This window comes from Anaeromassilibacillus sp. SJQ-1 (assembly GCF_046693725.1).
GTDB lineage: Bacteria > Bacillota > Clostridia > Oscillospirales > Acutalibacteraceae > Anaeromassilibacillus.
This window is the reverse complement of sequence record NZ_JBKEIV010000047.1, coordinates 20,839-37,568: the sequence shown is the minus strand read 5'-3', so window position 1 is coordinate 37,568 and position 16,730 is coordinate 20,839. Positions and strand designations below refer to the sequence as shown.

Annotated in this window: 15 protein-coding genes; 6 read left to right on the top strand and 9 right to left on the bottom strand. The window is 49.0% G+C overall.

Annotated features, from left to right (window positions below; genetic code table 11):
- Positions 1-176: 176 nt before the first annotated feature.
- Together ACGCCZ_RS13695 and ACGCCZ_RS13690 are read left to right on the top strand one after the other, a co-directional pair.
- A complete protein-coding gene (locus ACGCCZ_RS13695) occupies positions 177-434 on the top strand; it encodes a hypothetical protein (RefSeq protein ID WP_411655618.1) in 258 nt (85 codons plus the stop codon).
- A 127-nt stretch (positions 435-561) separates the two neighbouring features.
- Positions 562-1,302, top strand: a complete 741-nt coding sequence (locus ACGCCZ_RS13690) for a DNA adenine methylase (RefSeq protein ID WP_411655619.1) — start codon at positions 562-564, stop codon at positions 1,300-1,302.
- A 463-nt stretch (positions 1,303-1,765) separates the two neighbouring features.
- Here ACGCCZ_RS13690 and ACGCCZ_RS13685 read toward each other — a convergent pair whose 3' ends face one another.
- Both ACGCCZ_RS13685 and ACGCCZ_RS13680 read right to left on the bottom strand, forming a co-directional pair.
- Positions 1,766-2,050, bottom strand: a complete 285-nt coding sequence (locus ACGCCZ_RS13685) for a hypothetical protein (RefSeq protein WP_411656323.1) — start codon at positions 2,048-2,050, stop codon at positions 1,766-1,768.
- Positions 2,051-2,088: 38 nt separating this feature from the next.
- A complete protein-coding gene (locus ACGCCZ_RS13680) occupies positions 2,089-2,376 on the bottom strand; it encodes a hypothetical protein (RefSeq protein ID WP_411656322.1) in 288 nt (95 codons plus the stop codon).
- A gap of 1,467 nt (positions 2,377-3,843) precedes the next feature.
- Between ACGCCZ_RS13680 and ACGCCZ_RS13675 the strand changes: the two genes are divergently transcribed.
- From ACGCCZ_RS13675 to ACGCCZ_RS13660, 4 genes are read left to right on the top strand one after another with little or no spacing between them, the layout of a single operon-like run.
- Positions 3,844-4,350 (top strand): RNA polymerase sigma factor, encoded by a 507-nt coding sequence (locus tag ACGCCZ_RS13675; RefSeq protein WP_411656321.1) that lies wholly within the window; start codon positions 3,844-3,846, stop codon positions 4,348-4,350.
- Positions 4,347-4,817, top strand: coding sequence for an anti-sigma factor family protein (locus ACGCCZ_RS13670; RefSeq protein WP_411656320.1), 471 nt, complete (start codon positions 4,347-4,349; stop codon positions 4,815-4,817). Before ACGCCZ_RS13675 ends, ACGCCZ_RS13670 begins: the two co-directional genes overlap by 4 nt.
- Positions 4,804-5,364: a hypothetical protein gene (locus ACGCCZ_RS13665; RefSeq protein ID WP_085531114.1), complete on the top strand. Its 561-nt coding sequence runs from the start codon at positions 4,804-4,806 to the stop codon at positions 5,362-5,364. Before ACGCCZ_RS13670 ends, ACGCCZ_RS13665 begins: the two co-directional genes overlap by 14 nt.
- A complete protein-coding gene (locus ACGCCZ_RS13660) occupies positions 5,351-6,226 on the top strand; it encodes a DUF308 domain-containing protein (protein ID WP_054325008.1) in 876 nt (291 codons plus the stop codon). Before ACGCCZ_RS13665 ends, ACGCCZ_RS13660 begins: the two co-directional genes overlap by 14 nt.
- 88 nt (positions 6,227-6,314) lie before the next feature.
- On the opposite strand, the gene ACGCCZ_RS13655 is transcribed toward ACGCCZ_RS13660, so the two are convergent.
- The 7 genes from ACGCCZ_RS13655 to ACGCCZ_RS13625 form a co-directional block, all read right to left on the bottom strand.
- Positions 6,315-6,671: a DUF805 domain-containing protein gene (locus tag ACGCCZ_RS13655; RefSeq protein WP_085531103.1), complete on the bottom strand. Its 357-nt coding sequence runs from the start codon at positions 6,669-6,671 to the stop codon at positions 6,315-6,317.
- A 255-nt stretch (positions 6,672-6,926) separates the two neighbouring features.
- On the bottom strand, positions 6,927-9,089 hold the full coding sequence (locus tag ACGCCZ_RS13650) for a Tex family protein (protein ID WP_054325006.1): 2,163 nt from the start codon (positions 9,087-9,089) through the stop codon (positions 6,927-6,929).
- A gap of 4 nt (positions 9,090-9,093) precedes the next feature.
- Entirely contained in the window at positions 9,094-10,197 is a 1,104-nt protein-coding gene (locus ACGCCZ_RS13645; protein WP_411656319.1) for a GNAT family N-acetyltransferase, read from the bottom strand.
- Between the two features lie 77 nt (positions 10,198-10,274).
- Entirely contained in the window at positions 10,275-10,433 is a 159-nt protein-coding gene (locus ACGCCZ_RS13640) for a hypothetical protein (protein WP_411656318.1), read from the bottom strand.
- 383 nt (positions 10,434-10,816) lie between these two features.
- The gene (locus ACGCCZ_RS13635; protein ID WP_411656317.1) at positions 10,817-12,403 is read right to left on the bottom strand and encodes a hypothetical protein; all 1,587 of its coding nucleotides are present in this window, start codon (positions 12,401-12,403) and stop codon (positions 10,817-10,819) included.
- Positions 12,404-12,422: 19 nt separating this feature from the next.
- Entirely contained in the window at positions 12,423-13,367 is a 945-nt protein-coding gene (locus ACGCCZ_RS13630) for a TasA family protein (RefSeq protein WP_411656316.1), read from the bottom strand.
- Between the two features lie 339 nt (positions 13,368-13,706).
- Positions 13,707-16,358 (bottom strand): TasA family protein, encoded by a 2,652-nt coding sequence (locus ACGCCZ_RS13625; protein WP_411656315.1) that lies wholly within the window; start codon positions 16,356-16,358, stop codon positions 13,707-13,709.
- Positions 16,359-16,730: the final 372 nt, after the last annotated feature.

Here is a 16,730-nt window from a genome sequence, read left to right as displayed (position 1 = left end):
ATATTTACAGGACAGGTGTTTGGAGTGATACGCTGCTTACAACTCACATATATAATGGTGATCACCTAGAGTCAGATACATATATTGAGATCAATGCTGATTCTAGTGCTGCATTAATGACCCAGTCGACTCTCACATTATCTGCAGGTACATCAGATGAGACGTCTGGGATATTTATGTCTTATACCCGATTAGGTGTGGATATCGATTGCAATATTAATAAGATTGGCGGAGGGGCTGTCAAGATTAGCTTATTAGATTCTAAGGGTATGTTTAGTATAGGCAAAACTTTGATCGAATCTTTTGACAGTGTTACAGTTGTTGATATGTCTAATATAATGGCAGATGATTGTGCTAAGGGCCTACAATTTAATGTAATGTCTATGAGTGAGGCTGTAACAACCGTCAAAATAAGGGCAATTTGGTTATCGTAGGAGGTAAGATGAACATATTAATGTTGATCTATGGTCATCTCACCTACATAAAAATGTGAAAAATATTGACAACACCCCCAGTGTAAAAACTGGGGGTGTTGTTGTTTAAGAAAGGAATTGATAGTAATTGGATAGTTTTATTAGTCGTATTGGAGGCAAAAAATTGCTCCGAAACAAAATAATTGAGAGGTTCCCCGATCACTTTGGTAGATACATCGAGGTCTTTGGAGGTGCTGGCTGGGTCTTATTTGGTCGCGATCGTCACGCTCCCATAGAGGTATATAACGATGCCGATGGTAGACTCGTCAATCTATTTAGGATCGTAAAATATCACCCCAAAGCCCTCCAAGATGAGCTAGAGTTTGTCCTTAATTCTCGGGAAGTTTTCCAATCCTGCTGCCAGGCGTCTCCTCCATGGGCCATGACAGATATACAGCGTGCTGCATTGTATTACACCCTCATCCGAGAGAGCTTTGGAGCAGATTGCCGGAGCTACTCCTGTCGACCGCGTGATATTAATAGTACCGTAAATTATTTAACACAAGTCAGTAAGAGATTATCTCGAGTTGTAATTGAGCATAAGGATTTTGAGGATTTAATCAAAGTATACGATCGGCCGGATGCATTATTTTATCTTGATCCTCCCTATTATGGGACAGAACAATATTACGATATAGACTTTACGGAGGCTGATCATTTACGCCTAAAAGATATTTTATCCCACCTTAAAGGCAAGTTTATCCTCTCTTATAACAATGATGATTTTATACACAATCTCTATGCGGAGTACAACATCGAAGCAGTCAGCCGCTCTAACAATCTTGCACCGGGCAAAAAATTCGGCGAACTTATTATTCGGAATTATTAAAACCCGGAGCGTTAAACTGCTCCGACTTTTTCTTAATTTATTTAACTACCTTTGACTGGTTCTCATCTAAAATCTCTATTTTCCCAATGTTTTACGAGCTCTGCCGTATACGTCTTTGCATCCTGATAAGTAGAGGCTAGAGTATATACTTCCATTAGTACGGCCAATATGTTGTAGCGTTATCTACTTCGTTGTTTTTTTATCTCCTATTAATACTCATATTTATACAATTATTGGCAATGAGATCAAAAATAAATTTTGTAGTTTATTTGCAAATATTTTGTAGTTTATTTGCAAAGCAACATTGGGAATGGGGTTTGCAGCCGCCCCTTCTTCCGTATGGATTCGGTTTACAAACGCATTTTCGGAACCCTATTCCACCGAAAACGGCAGGAGGTTCCAGCCATTCGTTCGGGCGGAACAACGCCCCCTCGGCCGGCTGGCCGGCTTCCCCTTCTTATACTCAAAACCAGACCCCCAGGAAGACCGCCAGCCACAGGATCACTAAAAAGAACTGAAACAGTATCCAGGGGTCCTTCCAATCGATCGCCGTCCCCTTTCGCCAGTGATTCCATAGAAGGCGAAGCTGCTCTTTGCACGCAAAAGCTCCAACCAGCAGAAGCAGCACGCATCTCGCTGCCCGGCTAAGACCAAATGCTCCTGTAAGTGCAATATAGAACGCACCTGCCAGCAATATAGCGCTCAATAGACGAAACAGGATGGAAAGGGCCTTATCCCCCGTTTGCATAGGAATCCCTCCCCTAGTTTTATAAAGATTTAAGTCGTTCACGCTTCCAGGCGCATGGGAGAAGTCCCCTCATAATACTCTGTGGTTTCTCCACCGTAGATGTCTTTTCCATCGTGGTGCAACCACGCTGTAACCGTATATTCTGTCTGATAGTAGGAGAATACACCATTTACATAGACCTCCCTATACCTTTTATGGATATTTCCATATACATAGTCATCGGGTGCAATTGCGGCTACAGCTCCGAAGAACGGCCCTAAAGCTTGACCTACAGCCTTTGAAGCCGGTTCTGGGCTCCATTGTCCTACTGCGCTTGAAATTGCCATTACAACCGTCGATAAGTCTTTTCTTCTCTCAAAATGTAAATTCCCATGCCGGTTGCGCCCATACGGCTCCAATCCAAGGGAAAAACAGGAACAAAATTATCCGTCAATGCCAATTTTTGTGATGAACAACATCGATTGAGCTAATTCGAGGCTCATATGTTTCCTGATATGGACCTATGCAAAGGACAGACTGGCCAGCCTTGCTCTGCCGCATGCATGGCAATTTTCCTCCCGCCCTCTCAGAATGGAAAAAGCATATATAAGGGACTGTACTTTATATGCACATTGTTCTCATGATAAAGCTTTCTTTCTATTTTTTATTATAAACTCGACCAAAGAAAAATAGAAGATTCATTTTAAACAATAAGCCCAATTATATTTGGTACAAAATTATAATAATACAAAATATTTGTCAATGATAAAAACAAATTTCTCAAAATCTTAAAGTCTATCAGCACACCTCACATGTATAACCGTTTTTTATGAACATTCTCTTTTGGCAAGGAAGCAGATAAACAGCCGGAGGGGGAACTACCGCAAGGAGGCACGAAAAAACGACAAGAAAGCTAGTTTATGGATGTGGTAATGAATCCATTCCTTATATCTGGGATAACTGAGATAAAACGACAGCTGCAAAACGGCAGGCTATTCTTACTGCTAAATACGGTTGGCTCTTTGTTTCCCGGTTCACCAAGATAAAACGGCTGCCGCAAAACGGCAGGTTATCCCTGCTGCCAAATACGGTTGGTTCTTTGTTTCCCGATTCATCAGGATAAAACGGTTGCCGCAAAACAGCAGGTTATCCCTGCTGCCAAATACGGTTGGTTCTTTGTTTCCCGATTCACCAAGATAAAACGGCTGCCGCAAAACAGCAGGCTATTCCTGCTGCCAAATACGGTTGGTTCTTTGTTTCCCGATTCACCAAGATAAAACGGCTGCCGCAAAACAGCAGGCTATTCCTACTGCCAAATACGGTTGGTTCTTTGTTTCCCGGTTCACCAGGATAAAACGACTGCCGCAAAACGGCAGGCTATTCCTGCTGCCAAATACGGTTGGTTCTTTGTTTCCCGATTCATCAGGATAAAACGGCTACCGCAAAACAGCAGGTTATCCCTGCTGCCAAATACGGTTGGTTCTTTGTTTCCCGATTCACCAAGATAAAACGGCTGCCGCAAAACAGCAGGCTATTCCTACTGCCAAATACGGTTGGTTCTTTGTTTCCCGGTTCACCAGGATAAAACGACTGCCGCAAAACGGCAGGCTATTCCTGCTGCCAAATACGGTTGGTTCTTTGTTTCCCGATTCACCAAGATAAAACGGCTGCCGCAAAACGGCAGGTTATCCCTACCAGCAATATAGTAAAATATATTTTTAATTCCTGTTGAAGTCAAACGGCCCAGAGCCTCGTTTTATACACTGAACGGCCGTGAAGGATATGCGGAAACGAGGGGGTGGACACAGGCAACTATGACAAATGAATCTTTTTCGCAGTTTGTTGGACAGTACGAAAAGCTGGTGTTCACCGTCTGCTTCCAGATGGTACGGGACTATCAGGAGGCGCAGAATCTCTCGCAAGAGACCTTTCTCTCCGCCTTTCGCAACATTGACCGCTGTCCGCCCGAGCACTATAAACCATGGCTTTGCCGTATCGCAACCAATAAGGCCAAAGACCATTTAAAAAGCGCCTATGCGCGCCGCGTATCCGCTCCGGGCGAGGAAGCGATGGACGCCTTGCCGGCGCAAGGCAGCCCCGAGGAATGGCTTCTCGCGGAAGAGGGAGAAACCCGTATCCAAGAGCGTATCCGGGCGCTGCCGGAACCCTATCACAAAGTCTCCATCCTTTATTTTTTCGAAGAAAAGCCGGTTGAAGAGATTGCAAAACTTCTCAACCGGCCCAAAAAAACCGTACAAACACAGCTCTATCGCGCCAAACAAATTTTGCGCGAACAGCTGGGAAAGGAGCTTGACCGATGAAAGCCTATTTTGACCCAGGTGGCCACTTGACCGATTGTGCGTTTGACGATCTCCTTCACGGCGAACCGGATGAGCTCGCCCGGCTGGAGATTGCAGAGCATTTGGCCTTTTGCGACTATTGTACCGAACGGTATACAGAGCGTCTTTGTGGGGACGAACTGCTCCCCGCTCCGGACACGCTCCAGCCTTCGGTGATGCGCAGTATCCGGCAGAGAGCGCGGCAACTTTTTATAAACCGCTATGTGGCGGCAGGCGTAGCGGCTTGTCTCACCATGCTCCTCTGGCTGGGTGGCGCATTCAGCGTTCCATCCAGCTCGCAAACGCCGGACCCCTTCCAAAATCTGACCTCCTTTTCACAACAGTTTTCTGAAAAAACCAAGGAGATCGGCGACCGGATGACGGACGGCATCCAACAATTTTTTCACAGTTTCCAATTGAAAGGAGATACCGGCAATGAAAAAAAGTAGTTTTTGGACCTTTGTATTCTCTTTATTCCCGGGGGCGGGACACATGTACTTAGGGTTGATGAAAAAAGGGGCCTCCCTGATGCTGCTCTTTTGTTTCGTATTTGCCCTCTCTGGATTTTTTAACCTCACGTTCTTAATGATGTTCCTTCCCGTCATTTGGTTCTATTCCTTTTTCGATGCGATGAACCTGCGTCATATCCCTTACGAAGACCGGCTGGCTCAGGAAGACCACTTCCTGTTCGACATGGGCGGCCTTCTCAAAAAGGACTGGCTGCAGGTCCTAAAAAAGCGCCATTTGCTGGTGGGAATCATCTGTATTTTTCTTGGCGCGTGGATTCTTTTCCAGAATGTCATGGGGCCTTATCTGTACTGGATTTCAGATGCCATGCCTTGGCTCTATCACCTGATAAACAATCTGCCGACTATCCTGGTAGCCACTGCAATCATTGTGCTGGGCGTGTATCTGGTGACCGGTGGGAAAAAGAAGTACACCCTTCCCGAACAGGACTATGTGGAATATGGAGGTGACGGCCATGATGGAGAATGAAACCTGGATGGATATTTCCTCCGGGGTTGCCCAACCCTCCTCTGAAGATCCTGTCATCGATTGGGACACAAATAAAGCCCCCTCTTCCGAGCCGCCGGCTCCTTCGGAGAACAGTGTCCCTGAATATCCCATCCATCCCCCGGAGAAGCCACAGCGAGTACGGCGGGTGGGCAGCTTTACAATGGGAATTGCCCTCATTGCCTGTGGTATCCTAGTTCTGCTATTTCTCCTCTTTCATAACATAGAGATGGTGACCACCGCCGCCAAATGGTCCCCCGTCCTATTGATTCTGTTGGGGGTGGAGATTCTTTTGAGCAATTTTCTGTTTCGAAAGGATCGGTTAAAATACGATTTTCTCAGTGGATTCTTCTGCCTATGCATCGTCGGTGGGAGTTTGCTGATTTCCACTGGTTCCGTGGCCTATGCGTATGGGCAGGGGCGCTATGAGGCAGAAGCTTCGATCTCGCAACAGATCAGCGACCAATGCTATGAACAGCTGCGGGACATCCAAGATATTTCTTCCCTGTCGGTACAGGTTTCCCTCAATGGAGCTGTCAACGACATCCCGCAGAGTTACCAGGAGCTCCATCCCTACGACTATGTGTCCATCCATATCCGGCTGCTCGGACAGGATGGCAGCGCGCAGTCCTTTGCGCAGCGCTGCAAAGAAATCACCAGCCGGCTGGATTCCGGGGACTTCTCTCTTTTCACCTTGTCCTTTTATGCAGGCGATCTCAGCAAAGAGCAAAACGAATACGAGCTGACCATCCAAGACCGTTTCCAAAAGGGTCTCTCTGCAGAGCACCTTGCTGAGCTGGTGACTGTAACGAAGCCTGCGCCACAGCCGGAGGAAGAGCCTTAACCGGCGCCATACAGAAACAAAAATGCGTCTCAACCCACCTGCGGGCGGGTCGAGACGCATTCTCTTTTATCTGCTTATGTATGAAGCATTACATTCCCTTCGGGTTGGGACCATACTGGTTTGCGCCGGGCTGGCTGTCCATGCAAGCAAAAATCAGAAGAATGATCGCACCTATGCCGGGGATCAACGCCAACAGAAGGAACCATGCGCTCTTGCTGGTATCGTGCAATCTTCTTGCCCACATTGCGAGGAATGGAATCAAAATTGCCAGGCTATAAATCATCTGGATAATGCCAAAGAACGAAGCAATCCCAGTGAGAATGCTCAGAATCAAGCTAATCAGAAAGTTCACGAGGACGGCCATCCAGAAGTCTTTGCGGCGGGTACGACCAGAAAAAGTCGCATAGTTTTTGAACATGTTGATATAAGGCTGAAAGAATTCCATGGTGACTACTCCTTTTCATAATTTGTTCATAATTATACCATGTGTAGTCATAAAAAGGAACCCCCATTGTGCAAATTTGTCAACTACAGCAACGAAATGCAAAAAAACTTTTAAAACTTCTACAGATCATACGAACTTTGGTTTCATCCAAAAAACACATTAATTTGTTTTCATAGAATTTTCACTATTCTAACATACAACGGTTCCGATTTCACTTCTTACAGCGCTCTTTTCAGGGGTCCCACATCGTCAAATTCACACCCTATTTTCCGCCTGGCGCATCGTGAGGGAAATCCGTTTCTTTTTCATATCCACGGAAAGCACCCATACTTTCACGATATCCCCCACTTTCAGTACCTCACTCGGATGCTTGATATAGCGGTCACAGATCTGTGAGATATGTACCAGCCCATCTTGATGGACTCCGACGTCCACAAATGCGCCAAAATCGATCACATTGCGCACCGTTCCCATCAGCTCCATACCGGGTTTGAGATCCTCCATACTCAGTACGTCCGTCCGCAGCAAGGGCGGCGGCAGTTCGTCGCGCGGATCACGTCCAGGACGAAGCAATTCTGTCACAATATCCTGCAATGTAGGAACGCCAATTCCCAGAGATTGCGCCACGGCCTCTTCGCCGAGTTCCGATACCTTTTCGCGCAATCCCCCCAGCTTTCCCGCACGCACATCCGGCAGGCTGTATCCGCAGTGCTCCAACAAGTCCCTTGCCGCCGCATAGCTTTCCGGGTGGACGGCGGTATTGTCCAGTACATTTTTACTCTCACTCACGCGCAAAAATCCTGCACACTGTTCAAACGCCTTGGGCCCCAGCTTCGGCACCTTTTTCAGTTCTGCCCGGCTCTGAAATGCGCCGTTTTCCTCACGATACTGGACAATGTTTTTCGATACCGCCGCCGAAACACCGGATACCTTCTCCAAAAGGGCGGGCGAAGCTGTATTTAAATCCACGCCAACGGTATTCACACAGTCCTCCACGACGCCAGAGAGCGCTTCATTCAGGCGTTTGGGCGGCATGTCATGCTGGTATTGCCCCACGCCGATCGCCTTTGGGTCGATTTTGACCAACTCGGCAAGCGGGTCCTGTAAACGCCGTGCAATCGAAACCGCACTGCGCAAGGTTACGTCGAAGTCCGGAAACTCTTGGGCCGCCAGCTTGCTAGCTGAATAAACGGAAGCTCCTGCTTCGCTCACCACCATATAGGAAACGCCTGTTCCCAACTCGTGAATGACCTCTGCCGTAAACAGCTCGGTCTCCTTGCTGGCTGTCCCATTTCCAATGGCGATTACCTGGACCCCATGCTTCCGGATGAGGGCAGAGACCACCTGTTTGGCCTCCTCCACCTTCGCCTTGGAATGGGTGGGATAGATCACGCCGGTGTCCAACACGCGGCCTGTCTCGTCCACTACAGCCACCTTACAGCCCGTGCGGTACCCCGGGTCCAATCCCATCGCCACACGCCCCTTCACCGGCGGCTGCATCAACAACTGGCGCAGGTTGACTGAAAAAACCTTGATCGCCGCTTCATCCGCATTTTCCGTCAAGGTATTGCGGATCTCGCGCTCAATTGCCGGGAAGATCAAACGGCTGTATGCATCTTCCGCCGCCTCCCGCACCGCATCAGTACAAGCAGACCCCTCTTTGACGCTGACCGAATAGACAATATTCAACCCGCGGGATGGGTCCAATTCCACACTGACCTTGAGGAACCCTTCGCGCTCACCCCGGTCCATCGCCAGGACGCGGTGCCCGGCCAATTGGCGTACAGGCTGTCGGAAATCATAATACGGTTCATAGACGGATTCCTCATCCGATTTGGCGGCCTTGCTTACCAGCACTCCTTGGGCCAGCGTCACAACACGCAGGCGTTTGCGGATTCCCGCGTCATCCGATACCCATTCCGCAATGATGTCTTTCGCCCCAGCGAGCGCATCCTCCGGCGTCTCCACACCGAGCTCCGGGTGAATATAAGCTTGCGCCAGGTCGATAGGGTAGGCGGCGTTCGGATCTTGCCTGTAGATTTCCTGGGCCAAGGGTTCCAACCCCTTCTGTCGTGCCACAGAGGCGCGCGTCTTGCGTTTGGGCCGGAATGGACGATAAATATCCTCAATCTCGGACAGGGTCACCGCACTTGCCAATGCTGCCGCTACTTCGTCCGTCATGCTGCCCGCAGTCGCAATGAGGTCGGAAACCTCTTGCCTGCGTTTCTCCAAACCGCGCAGATAGTCCAAACGTTCTGCAATCTCTCGCAGCGTTTGGTCGTCTAAGGAACCGTGCGCCTCCTTGCGGTAACGCGCAATAAACGGGATGGTGTTTCCCTCGTCGATCAGTTCGATGACCTTTTCGACTTGCCAATTTTTCAGATGAAATTGTTCGGAAAGAACACTTACAAAGTTCATCGACTCACCACGCTTTCGCTAACTGTGCCGCCATACTTTTTGCCTGGTCCATCCGTGCGGCTACTTCTTCCTTCGGAAGCAGATCCGTTCCCTCCACAAAAAGGCAATCGAAACCTGGTATCCCAAAGAATTGCGAAAGGGCCTTTAGCTCCTTTTCACCGAGTTCCAGACTGGCGGCCGCCTTGGTATAGATTCCTCCACGTGTCGTCAGGTAGAGCAGGCGGCTCGCCTTACAGCAGCCGGCACAGCCGGTATCGCCTTCTCCATATCGGAACGTAACGCCTGGTACGGAGACCGTCTCAATATACGCTTTGAGCATTGCTGGAAAACTCAGTTCCCACATCGGCGCGGCAATGACAATCCCATCGGCTGCCGCAAACCGGCGTGCCTCGGCGAACTCCGGTGCATCCACCTTGCCCTCACGTTTCAATGCTTCCCGATGCTCCAATTCCTCCCCACGGACACAGTGGACGTCTGCCTCCGCCAGGCGGACTATATCCAATGTGTCCTTCGGGTGTGCCTTCTGATAGGCTTTCAGGAAAGCGTCCGCCAGCTCGCGCGTACGGCTGTGGGGCCTTAGACAAGTATCCACATACAAAAGCGTCCGGGGAGAAATCCATTTTTCCATCACATAATCGTCCATGACAAACCCATTTCCAATATCTGTCACAAGCGGGTAAGCTGTAACAAAGCCGCACGCCCGGTAACAAGCAATGGAACCGTCGTTGTTTTTATTGACTGTAAGCCAAATCTTCCGTAAGCCCTCGCGGCGGCACAAATCCTCCATAAATGCAATTCCTAAAGAAGCAAGTCCCCTGCGGCGGAAGGACTTTTCGACATAAATTTTGCTGAGGAACAGGCTGTCCCCATCACGGCGGATGCCTGTATACCCCGCTTTCTGCCCATCATACAGGAAAAAGTAATAGTGATACCCATCATGCTCCATCTGCGCGCGCATGGCCGGTGCGGACTGGAATTTTTCGATCATATAGGCCGTCTGTTCCGCGCCAATGATTGGCGTAAAGTGGTCGGTCCAGATTGGTTTGGCCAATGCAGCCAACTCGTCCACCTGTTCTGGACGGACCTCAACCATTTTCATATCTGGCATTGTGAATCTCCTTTGTTCTGAATTCATGCTTCTTATTATACGTACTTTTCCCACCAGGTGCAAGAAGGCCCCGGCTTTCACCGGGGGCCTTCTGCTACCATGTGGCCTGTGCGTTTCTTATCGAAGGGTTGGATAAGCGCCGTCCACAATGTTCCAGACGCTGGTGTCCCATCCGGCATCCAGCGGCCATGTCCAACGAAAAGGCCCTTGATCTCCTCTCCCGCTTCAATAGGCACAATTCTCTTTAAAAACCTCTAAAGGTATCACCCAACATAAAAAGTTCCCATTCTTTTTTATAAACTTCTGCCCCTCCTCTTCTATTTTAGGTGCCAGCCCCATGATACCGGCCGCCCGGCGGCAAAACAAGGAACGCCCTCTATTTCCCATAAAGTTTGGGAAATACATATGTTTCCTATCTTTATCTTCAAAAAGGTGAGTTAAAAATCAGAATGACTGCCCTTACTTCCCTTCTCCACTGTTGATGTTCTCAATCCCTAATCTCAAGCAGCACAAAAACCCCGGCAGGAAATCCCTGCCGGGGTAATTTGCTCCATAAATATAGATTCAGTCAAATCACTAACGCGCGTTCCCGAACTGGTAACCTAGATTTCCCATGTAATTAAACAATTGTTCCTACATTACATCCTGCAATATCGCCTGTGTAGCCGGAATAGTTTGCATATAGTTCCCCGTCCGCTGTACATCCGCGAATGGTACCACCGTTGATCCCGACGATTCCACCTGCGAATACGCCCTGTCCAAAATTCGTATTTGCTATACTCGTTGCAAAAATATAGGTATCTACACTGCAATTTTCAATCAGTCCGGTATTCTGTCCAGCAATTGTACCAATTATAGCGCCTGCTTGTACATAAGCATTGGTAAGTTTCAAATTCTTGATCGTTCCGCCCCGATTATAGGCTACCAGGCCGGCGCCCGCTGTTCTAGAATCCAACATAACGTTCATATTTTTGATCGTATGGTCTTGTCCATCAATCTCCCCACTGAAGCCAGTGCTCACCCCACCAGTGCTCACAGTCGTGTGAATCGGCATCCAATTGGAACCGCTCAAATCGATATCTTTCACCAAACGGAAATGGGAAGACATATGGTCCTCAATTCTACTCAACTCACTCCTGTTGGAAACCATAAACGGATGAAGGCTTGAACCGTCTCCTCCTAACAGGTAATCTGCGTCGCGTCTTACTTTTACCGTAAACCGCACATCTGTAATGGGCTCCTGAGTCTCCGTATCAAGCAAAACCCCGTCTTTCAGCGTCACAGAGACGCTTTGCGGATCTGGGTCAATATAATATCTACCTCCCGGCTGCCCAACATCCGCTGTAGAGATCGTCTTCGTCTCGCCCTCTTTGAGAGTCACAGTGTAGTTGGCAGAGCCTGCTTCATGATCGTTCTTATGTGCAGCAGGATTATCCGGGTTATAATTATACTCATGGCTTGGGTCAACACACCACCACTGGATGACAACTTCCTTTTCCTCCGGCTCAGGCTCTTCGCCGCCAACCTCTTTTACCGTGAATTCAATCACCTCTGGTCCCTTCGCCGCCGGAATAGTGACAAATTTTGCGCTCTGTCCCGCCGGGTCATATTCATAGCCTTCCGGCGCCGTTACATAATGTAGAACTTCGGTGTCATTCTGTGCTTCGCCAACCGGGGTAAAGGTGTGGACTCCTTTCGTCAGACCACCATATGTTTTGGAATAGCTCCGATCCAAAAGGATACCTGTTTCCTGATTTCGGAAGTCTACGCGCACCTGATACGCCTCCGGATGCTCCTCCGGGTCCGGATCGGTCGGTTCTGTACTCTCCGGTTTTACATCAAAGGTAATCCTCGTGGGCGTGGCTGTTCCCTCCGCATTGACCGCTACATCATAGGCCTGCGTATCCGGATCAAACACATAGCCCGCCGGAATCGGAGCGGAAATCCGATCCTTCTCTGTCGCCCTGGTCCTTGACGCCGGCGCATTGGGGGCTACAATGGTGTATTCCCCTGGATATTCCAGTGAAACCGTTTCGGTTTGGGTAAGCAATTGACCGTCTACTGTATTTCTATAATACAGCACATACTCAATCGCCTTCGCCTCTTCCGGCACCACCGTGAAAATAACCTTGCCTGGCGTCGCTTCGCCAGTCTTTTCATCCACAACTACATCCGTCTTCTGTTCTGCCGCCTCGGGGCTGTACACATAGCCTTCCGGCGCATCATCAGTTCACAGCTGCAATGGTGGTATCGCTCTTTACCGTCTCATTCTGGCTTTTTACCAGGTCACCTTCCGCAGTTCCTTCACGCCACTCGATGGTCACGTTGTCCTCGAAGCGGTCCGGGTCCTCCGGATCGGTCGAGCTGGAACCGCCCTCGTCCGGCTTGCCAGCGCCGGTGTCGTCCATCTGGTAAGCATTCAGCACCAGCTTGCCGTGGAAATGCTGGCCCTGATAGGCGTTGTTCACGGTCTCCGGCAGATAGCCTGCGATCACATAGGTCGCTGTGCCCTGGGCCGGAAGCATCGCCGTCATGTATGTATTGTTCGTCTCTTTCGCTGTGTTGTCCGACGCTACTTTGTCCGGATTTGCCTTAGCCTCGTCGTACGCTGTGTTCAGGTTGACATCCTCAACCTTTGTCCAGGTTTCGCCCACCAGCTTGTAAACAAACACTTTCAGGACCGGCGCCAAACGGTTTACACAATCCTGCATCTTTTCGGGGTCCTGTTTGATCGTAATGTTGTTTTCCGTCAGGATCGGTTCCCCTGCTTCGCAGCCGTCTCCTGCTTCCAAAGATAGCTTTACCTTTGCCGGCAGTGTGCCCTCATTTTTGATAACCACCGGCTTAAAGTATGCCGGCACCGGCGCATAATCCTCGTCGTCCAGGCCCGTTGTATTATCCTGGGTCACATCGTTGACCCATTTTTCGTTGCCATTGGGTTCCAACTCCTTGTAGAAGTTGTCGTACAACATCGGGCGCAGGTTCTCAAACGTGAGATCCCCTTTGTCCGTTTCACCCGGCTTTACACTGATGTCCAGCACACCCGCGGTGAAATTTGCGTTCACCTTTTCCGTGTCCGTAAACCAGGCCATCGTCATGCCTGCCAGCAGACTCAGCACCAGCAACACGGAAACGCTCGACAAAACGACTCTGCTCTTTTTTGTCTTCATTGCTTTTCCTCCGTTTCTTTTTCGTACATCCTCAATTAGGCCGCTATTCGGCCCACGACAATAAGGATTCTATTGAAAAATCCTTATTTATTACATTATAATAGTTGTCCTTTCAATTTGTTTCTAAAAGACAATTATATTTAATATTTGTATATAATTTTATTTTTATATGATTAAAATCTATCTAATTTGTTTACTATCTCCTTCTGTTTTTTCCAATAATATTTTCTTTAAAAAATTTATCCTTTCAATTCAATTTCTATGTGCTACTTTAAGGAAACAAGAGAAGGCCCCGGCTTTCACCGGGGGCCTTCCGTTGCCATGCGGCCTGCGCATTTCTTATTGAAGGGTTGGATAAGTGCCATCTACAATGTTCCAGACGCCGGTGTCCCATCCAGCATCCGTATACGTCGAAGCCGTCTTCATTTCCTCTTCGGTTTTCCCCTGGCCACGGGCTTTATCAGTATCCCAGCCTGTATAAAGCCGGCCCCCGCGATAGAGGTTTCCTTTCCGGAAGAAGATGGTTTCCTTCCCAACCGTTCCTCCCTCCATCCATCCAATGACCGGATGAGTGGAAGTATCCACATTGCCGAAACTGTCGGTCAAAGCATACACTCTGCTCGTGGTATAGCAATTTGAAATGGTTCCCTGGTTCAGCCCCAGCAGACCGCCTGCCCTTGCTCCTTTGACCGTACCTGTCGAATAACAATTTGTCACCGTACCACTGTTGGACCCTGCAACCCCACCGTAATAGTAATGTACAGGAGTATTAACCGGCAGGTTCGCGGGGTTTCCACTGACATTGGCAAGAGATGCACAGCCGCTGATGACACCGGTGGTATCGTTCCATCCGGTAATACCCCCAACTTCCCAAATATTTGCGAATGAATCCCCGGCCGTTACGTTGCCGCTCACCGTACAATTCTGAATCTTTCCGGCGTTCCAACCTACCAAAATACCGGAGTTGCTGTGTGCGTTGATTTTTGCATCGTTCACCGTAAGATTGCGGATTGTCCCGGCAGAATAGGTGAACAGGCCATTATAACTCTTCAATGTGCCGACATTCAGGCCTGTGAGTACATGCCCGTTTCCGTTCATATCCCCGGTAAACACATTTTCAGACGGCTCATAATAGGTTCCATTCCATGGATCATACTTTTGCTCCAATACTCCAATGGGCTCCCAATTCGGATAGGCCTCGCTGAGGTCTACATCATTGGCGAAAATAAAATTGCAGTGCGGATGCAGCCGTACGTTGTACAGATCTTCTGCGTCACGGATAATATGGTCGTCACGATCACAATTTGGATTATCCGGCTCTTCCGGGTCCGTGCTTCCGCCACCCACGTATTGAACCGTAAATTCGATGACTTGCGGTCCCTTTACCGCCGGAATGGTGACAAATTTTGCGTCCTGTCCCGCCGGGTCATATTCATAGCCTTCCGGCGCCGTTACATAATGTAGAACTTCGGTGTCATTCTGTGCTTCGCCAACCGGGGTAAAGGTGTGGACTCCTTTCGTCAGACCACCATATGTTTTGGAATAGCTCCGATCCAAAAGGATACCTGTTTCCTGATTTCGGAAGTCTACGCGCACCTGATACGCCTCCGGATGCTCCTCCGGGTCCGGATCGGTCGGTTCTGTACTCTCCGGTTTTACATCAAAGGTAATCCTCGTGGGCGTGGCTGTTCCCTCCGCATTGACCGCTACATCATAGGCCTGCGTATCCGGATCAAACACATAGCCCGCCGGAATCGGAGCGGAAATCCGATCCTTCTCTGTCGCCCTGGTCCTTGACGCCGGCGCATTGGGGGCTACAATGGTGTATTCCCCTGGATATTCCAGTGAAACCGTTTCGGTTTGGGTAAGCAATTGACCGTCTACTGTATTTCTATAATACAGCACATACTCAATCGCCTTCGCCTCTTCCGGCACCACCGTGAAAATAACCTTGCCTGGCGTCGCTTCGCCAGTCTTTTCATCCACAACTACATCCGTCTTCTGTTCTGCCGCCTCGGGGCTGTACACATAGCCTTCCGGCGCATCATAGTTCACAGCTGCAATGGTAGTATTGCTCTTTACGGTCTCATTCTGGCTTTGTACCAGGTCACCTTCCGCAGTTCCTTCACGCCATTCGATCGTCACATTTTCATTAAAACGGTCCGGGTCCTCCGGATCGGTCGAGCTGGAACCGCCCTCGTCCGGCTTGCCAGCGCCGGTGTCGTCCATCTGGTAGGCGTTCAGCACCAGCTTGCCGTGGAAATGCTGCCCCTGATAGGCGTTGTTTACGGTCTCCGGCAGATAGCCCGCGATCACATAGGTCGCTGTGCCCTGGGCCGGAAGCATCGCCGTCATGTATGTATTGTTCGTCTCTTTCGCTGTGTTGTCCGACGCTACTTTATCTGGATTTGCCTTGGCCTCGTCGTACGCTGTGTTCAGGTTGACATCCTCAACCTTTGTCCAGGTTTCGCCCACCTGCTTGTAGACAAACACCTTCAGGACCGGCGCCAAACGGTTTGCACAATCCTGCATCTTTTCGGGGTCCTGCTTGATCGTAATGTTGTCTTCCGTCAGGATCGGTTCCCCTGCTTCGCATCCATCGCCTGCTTCCAAAGATAGCTGTACCTTTGCCGGCAGTGTGCCCTCATTTTTGATAACCACCGGCTTAAAGTATGCCGGCACCGGCGCATAATCCTCGTCGTCCAGGCCCGTTGTATCATCCTGGGTCACATCGTTGACCCATTTTTCGTTGCCATTGGGTTCCAACTCCTTGTAGAAGTTGTCGTACAACATCGGGCGCAGGTTCTCAAACGTGAGATCCCCTTTGTCCGTTTCACCCGGCTTTACACTGATGTCCAGCACGCCCGCGGTGAAATTTGCGTTCACCTTTTCCGTGTCCGTAAACCAGGCCATCGTCATGCCTGCCAGCAGACTCAGCACCAGCAACACGGAAACGCTCGACAAAACGACTCTGCTCTTTTTTGTCTTCATTGCTTTTCCTCCGTTTCTTTTTCGTATATCCTCCATTAGGCCTCCATTGGCCCACGATCCATAAAGAATGATTTTTTCATTCTTTATGGATTCATTATACCATTTTTTCTTCTCTCCATCTAATAATAGAAAAAATAAATTTACTATTTTATACGGTTTTTATTAGTAACCAGATATTTTTTATAAATTTTATATGTCCATTCCTATTTTTAGAGGCTCATCCTATAAAAGATTATCATTTGTCCGTTACGCTTTCTGATCGAACGCATCCCCATCGTCTGGCTAACTGGCTGATTTTTGAAAAGTTAAACGAACCGTAATTTTCTGCAATCATTCTTAGAGGTTGCTGTATCCCCTTATACACAAAACGAG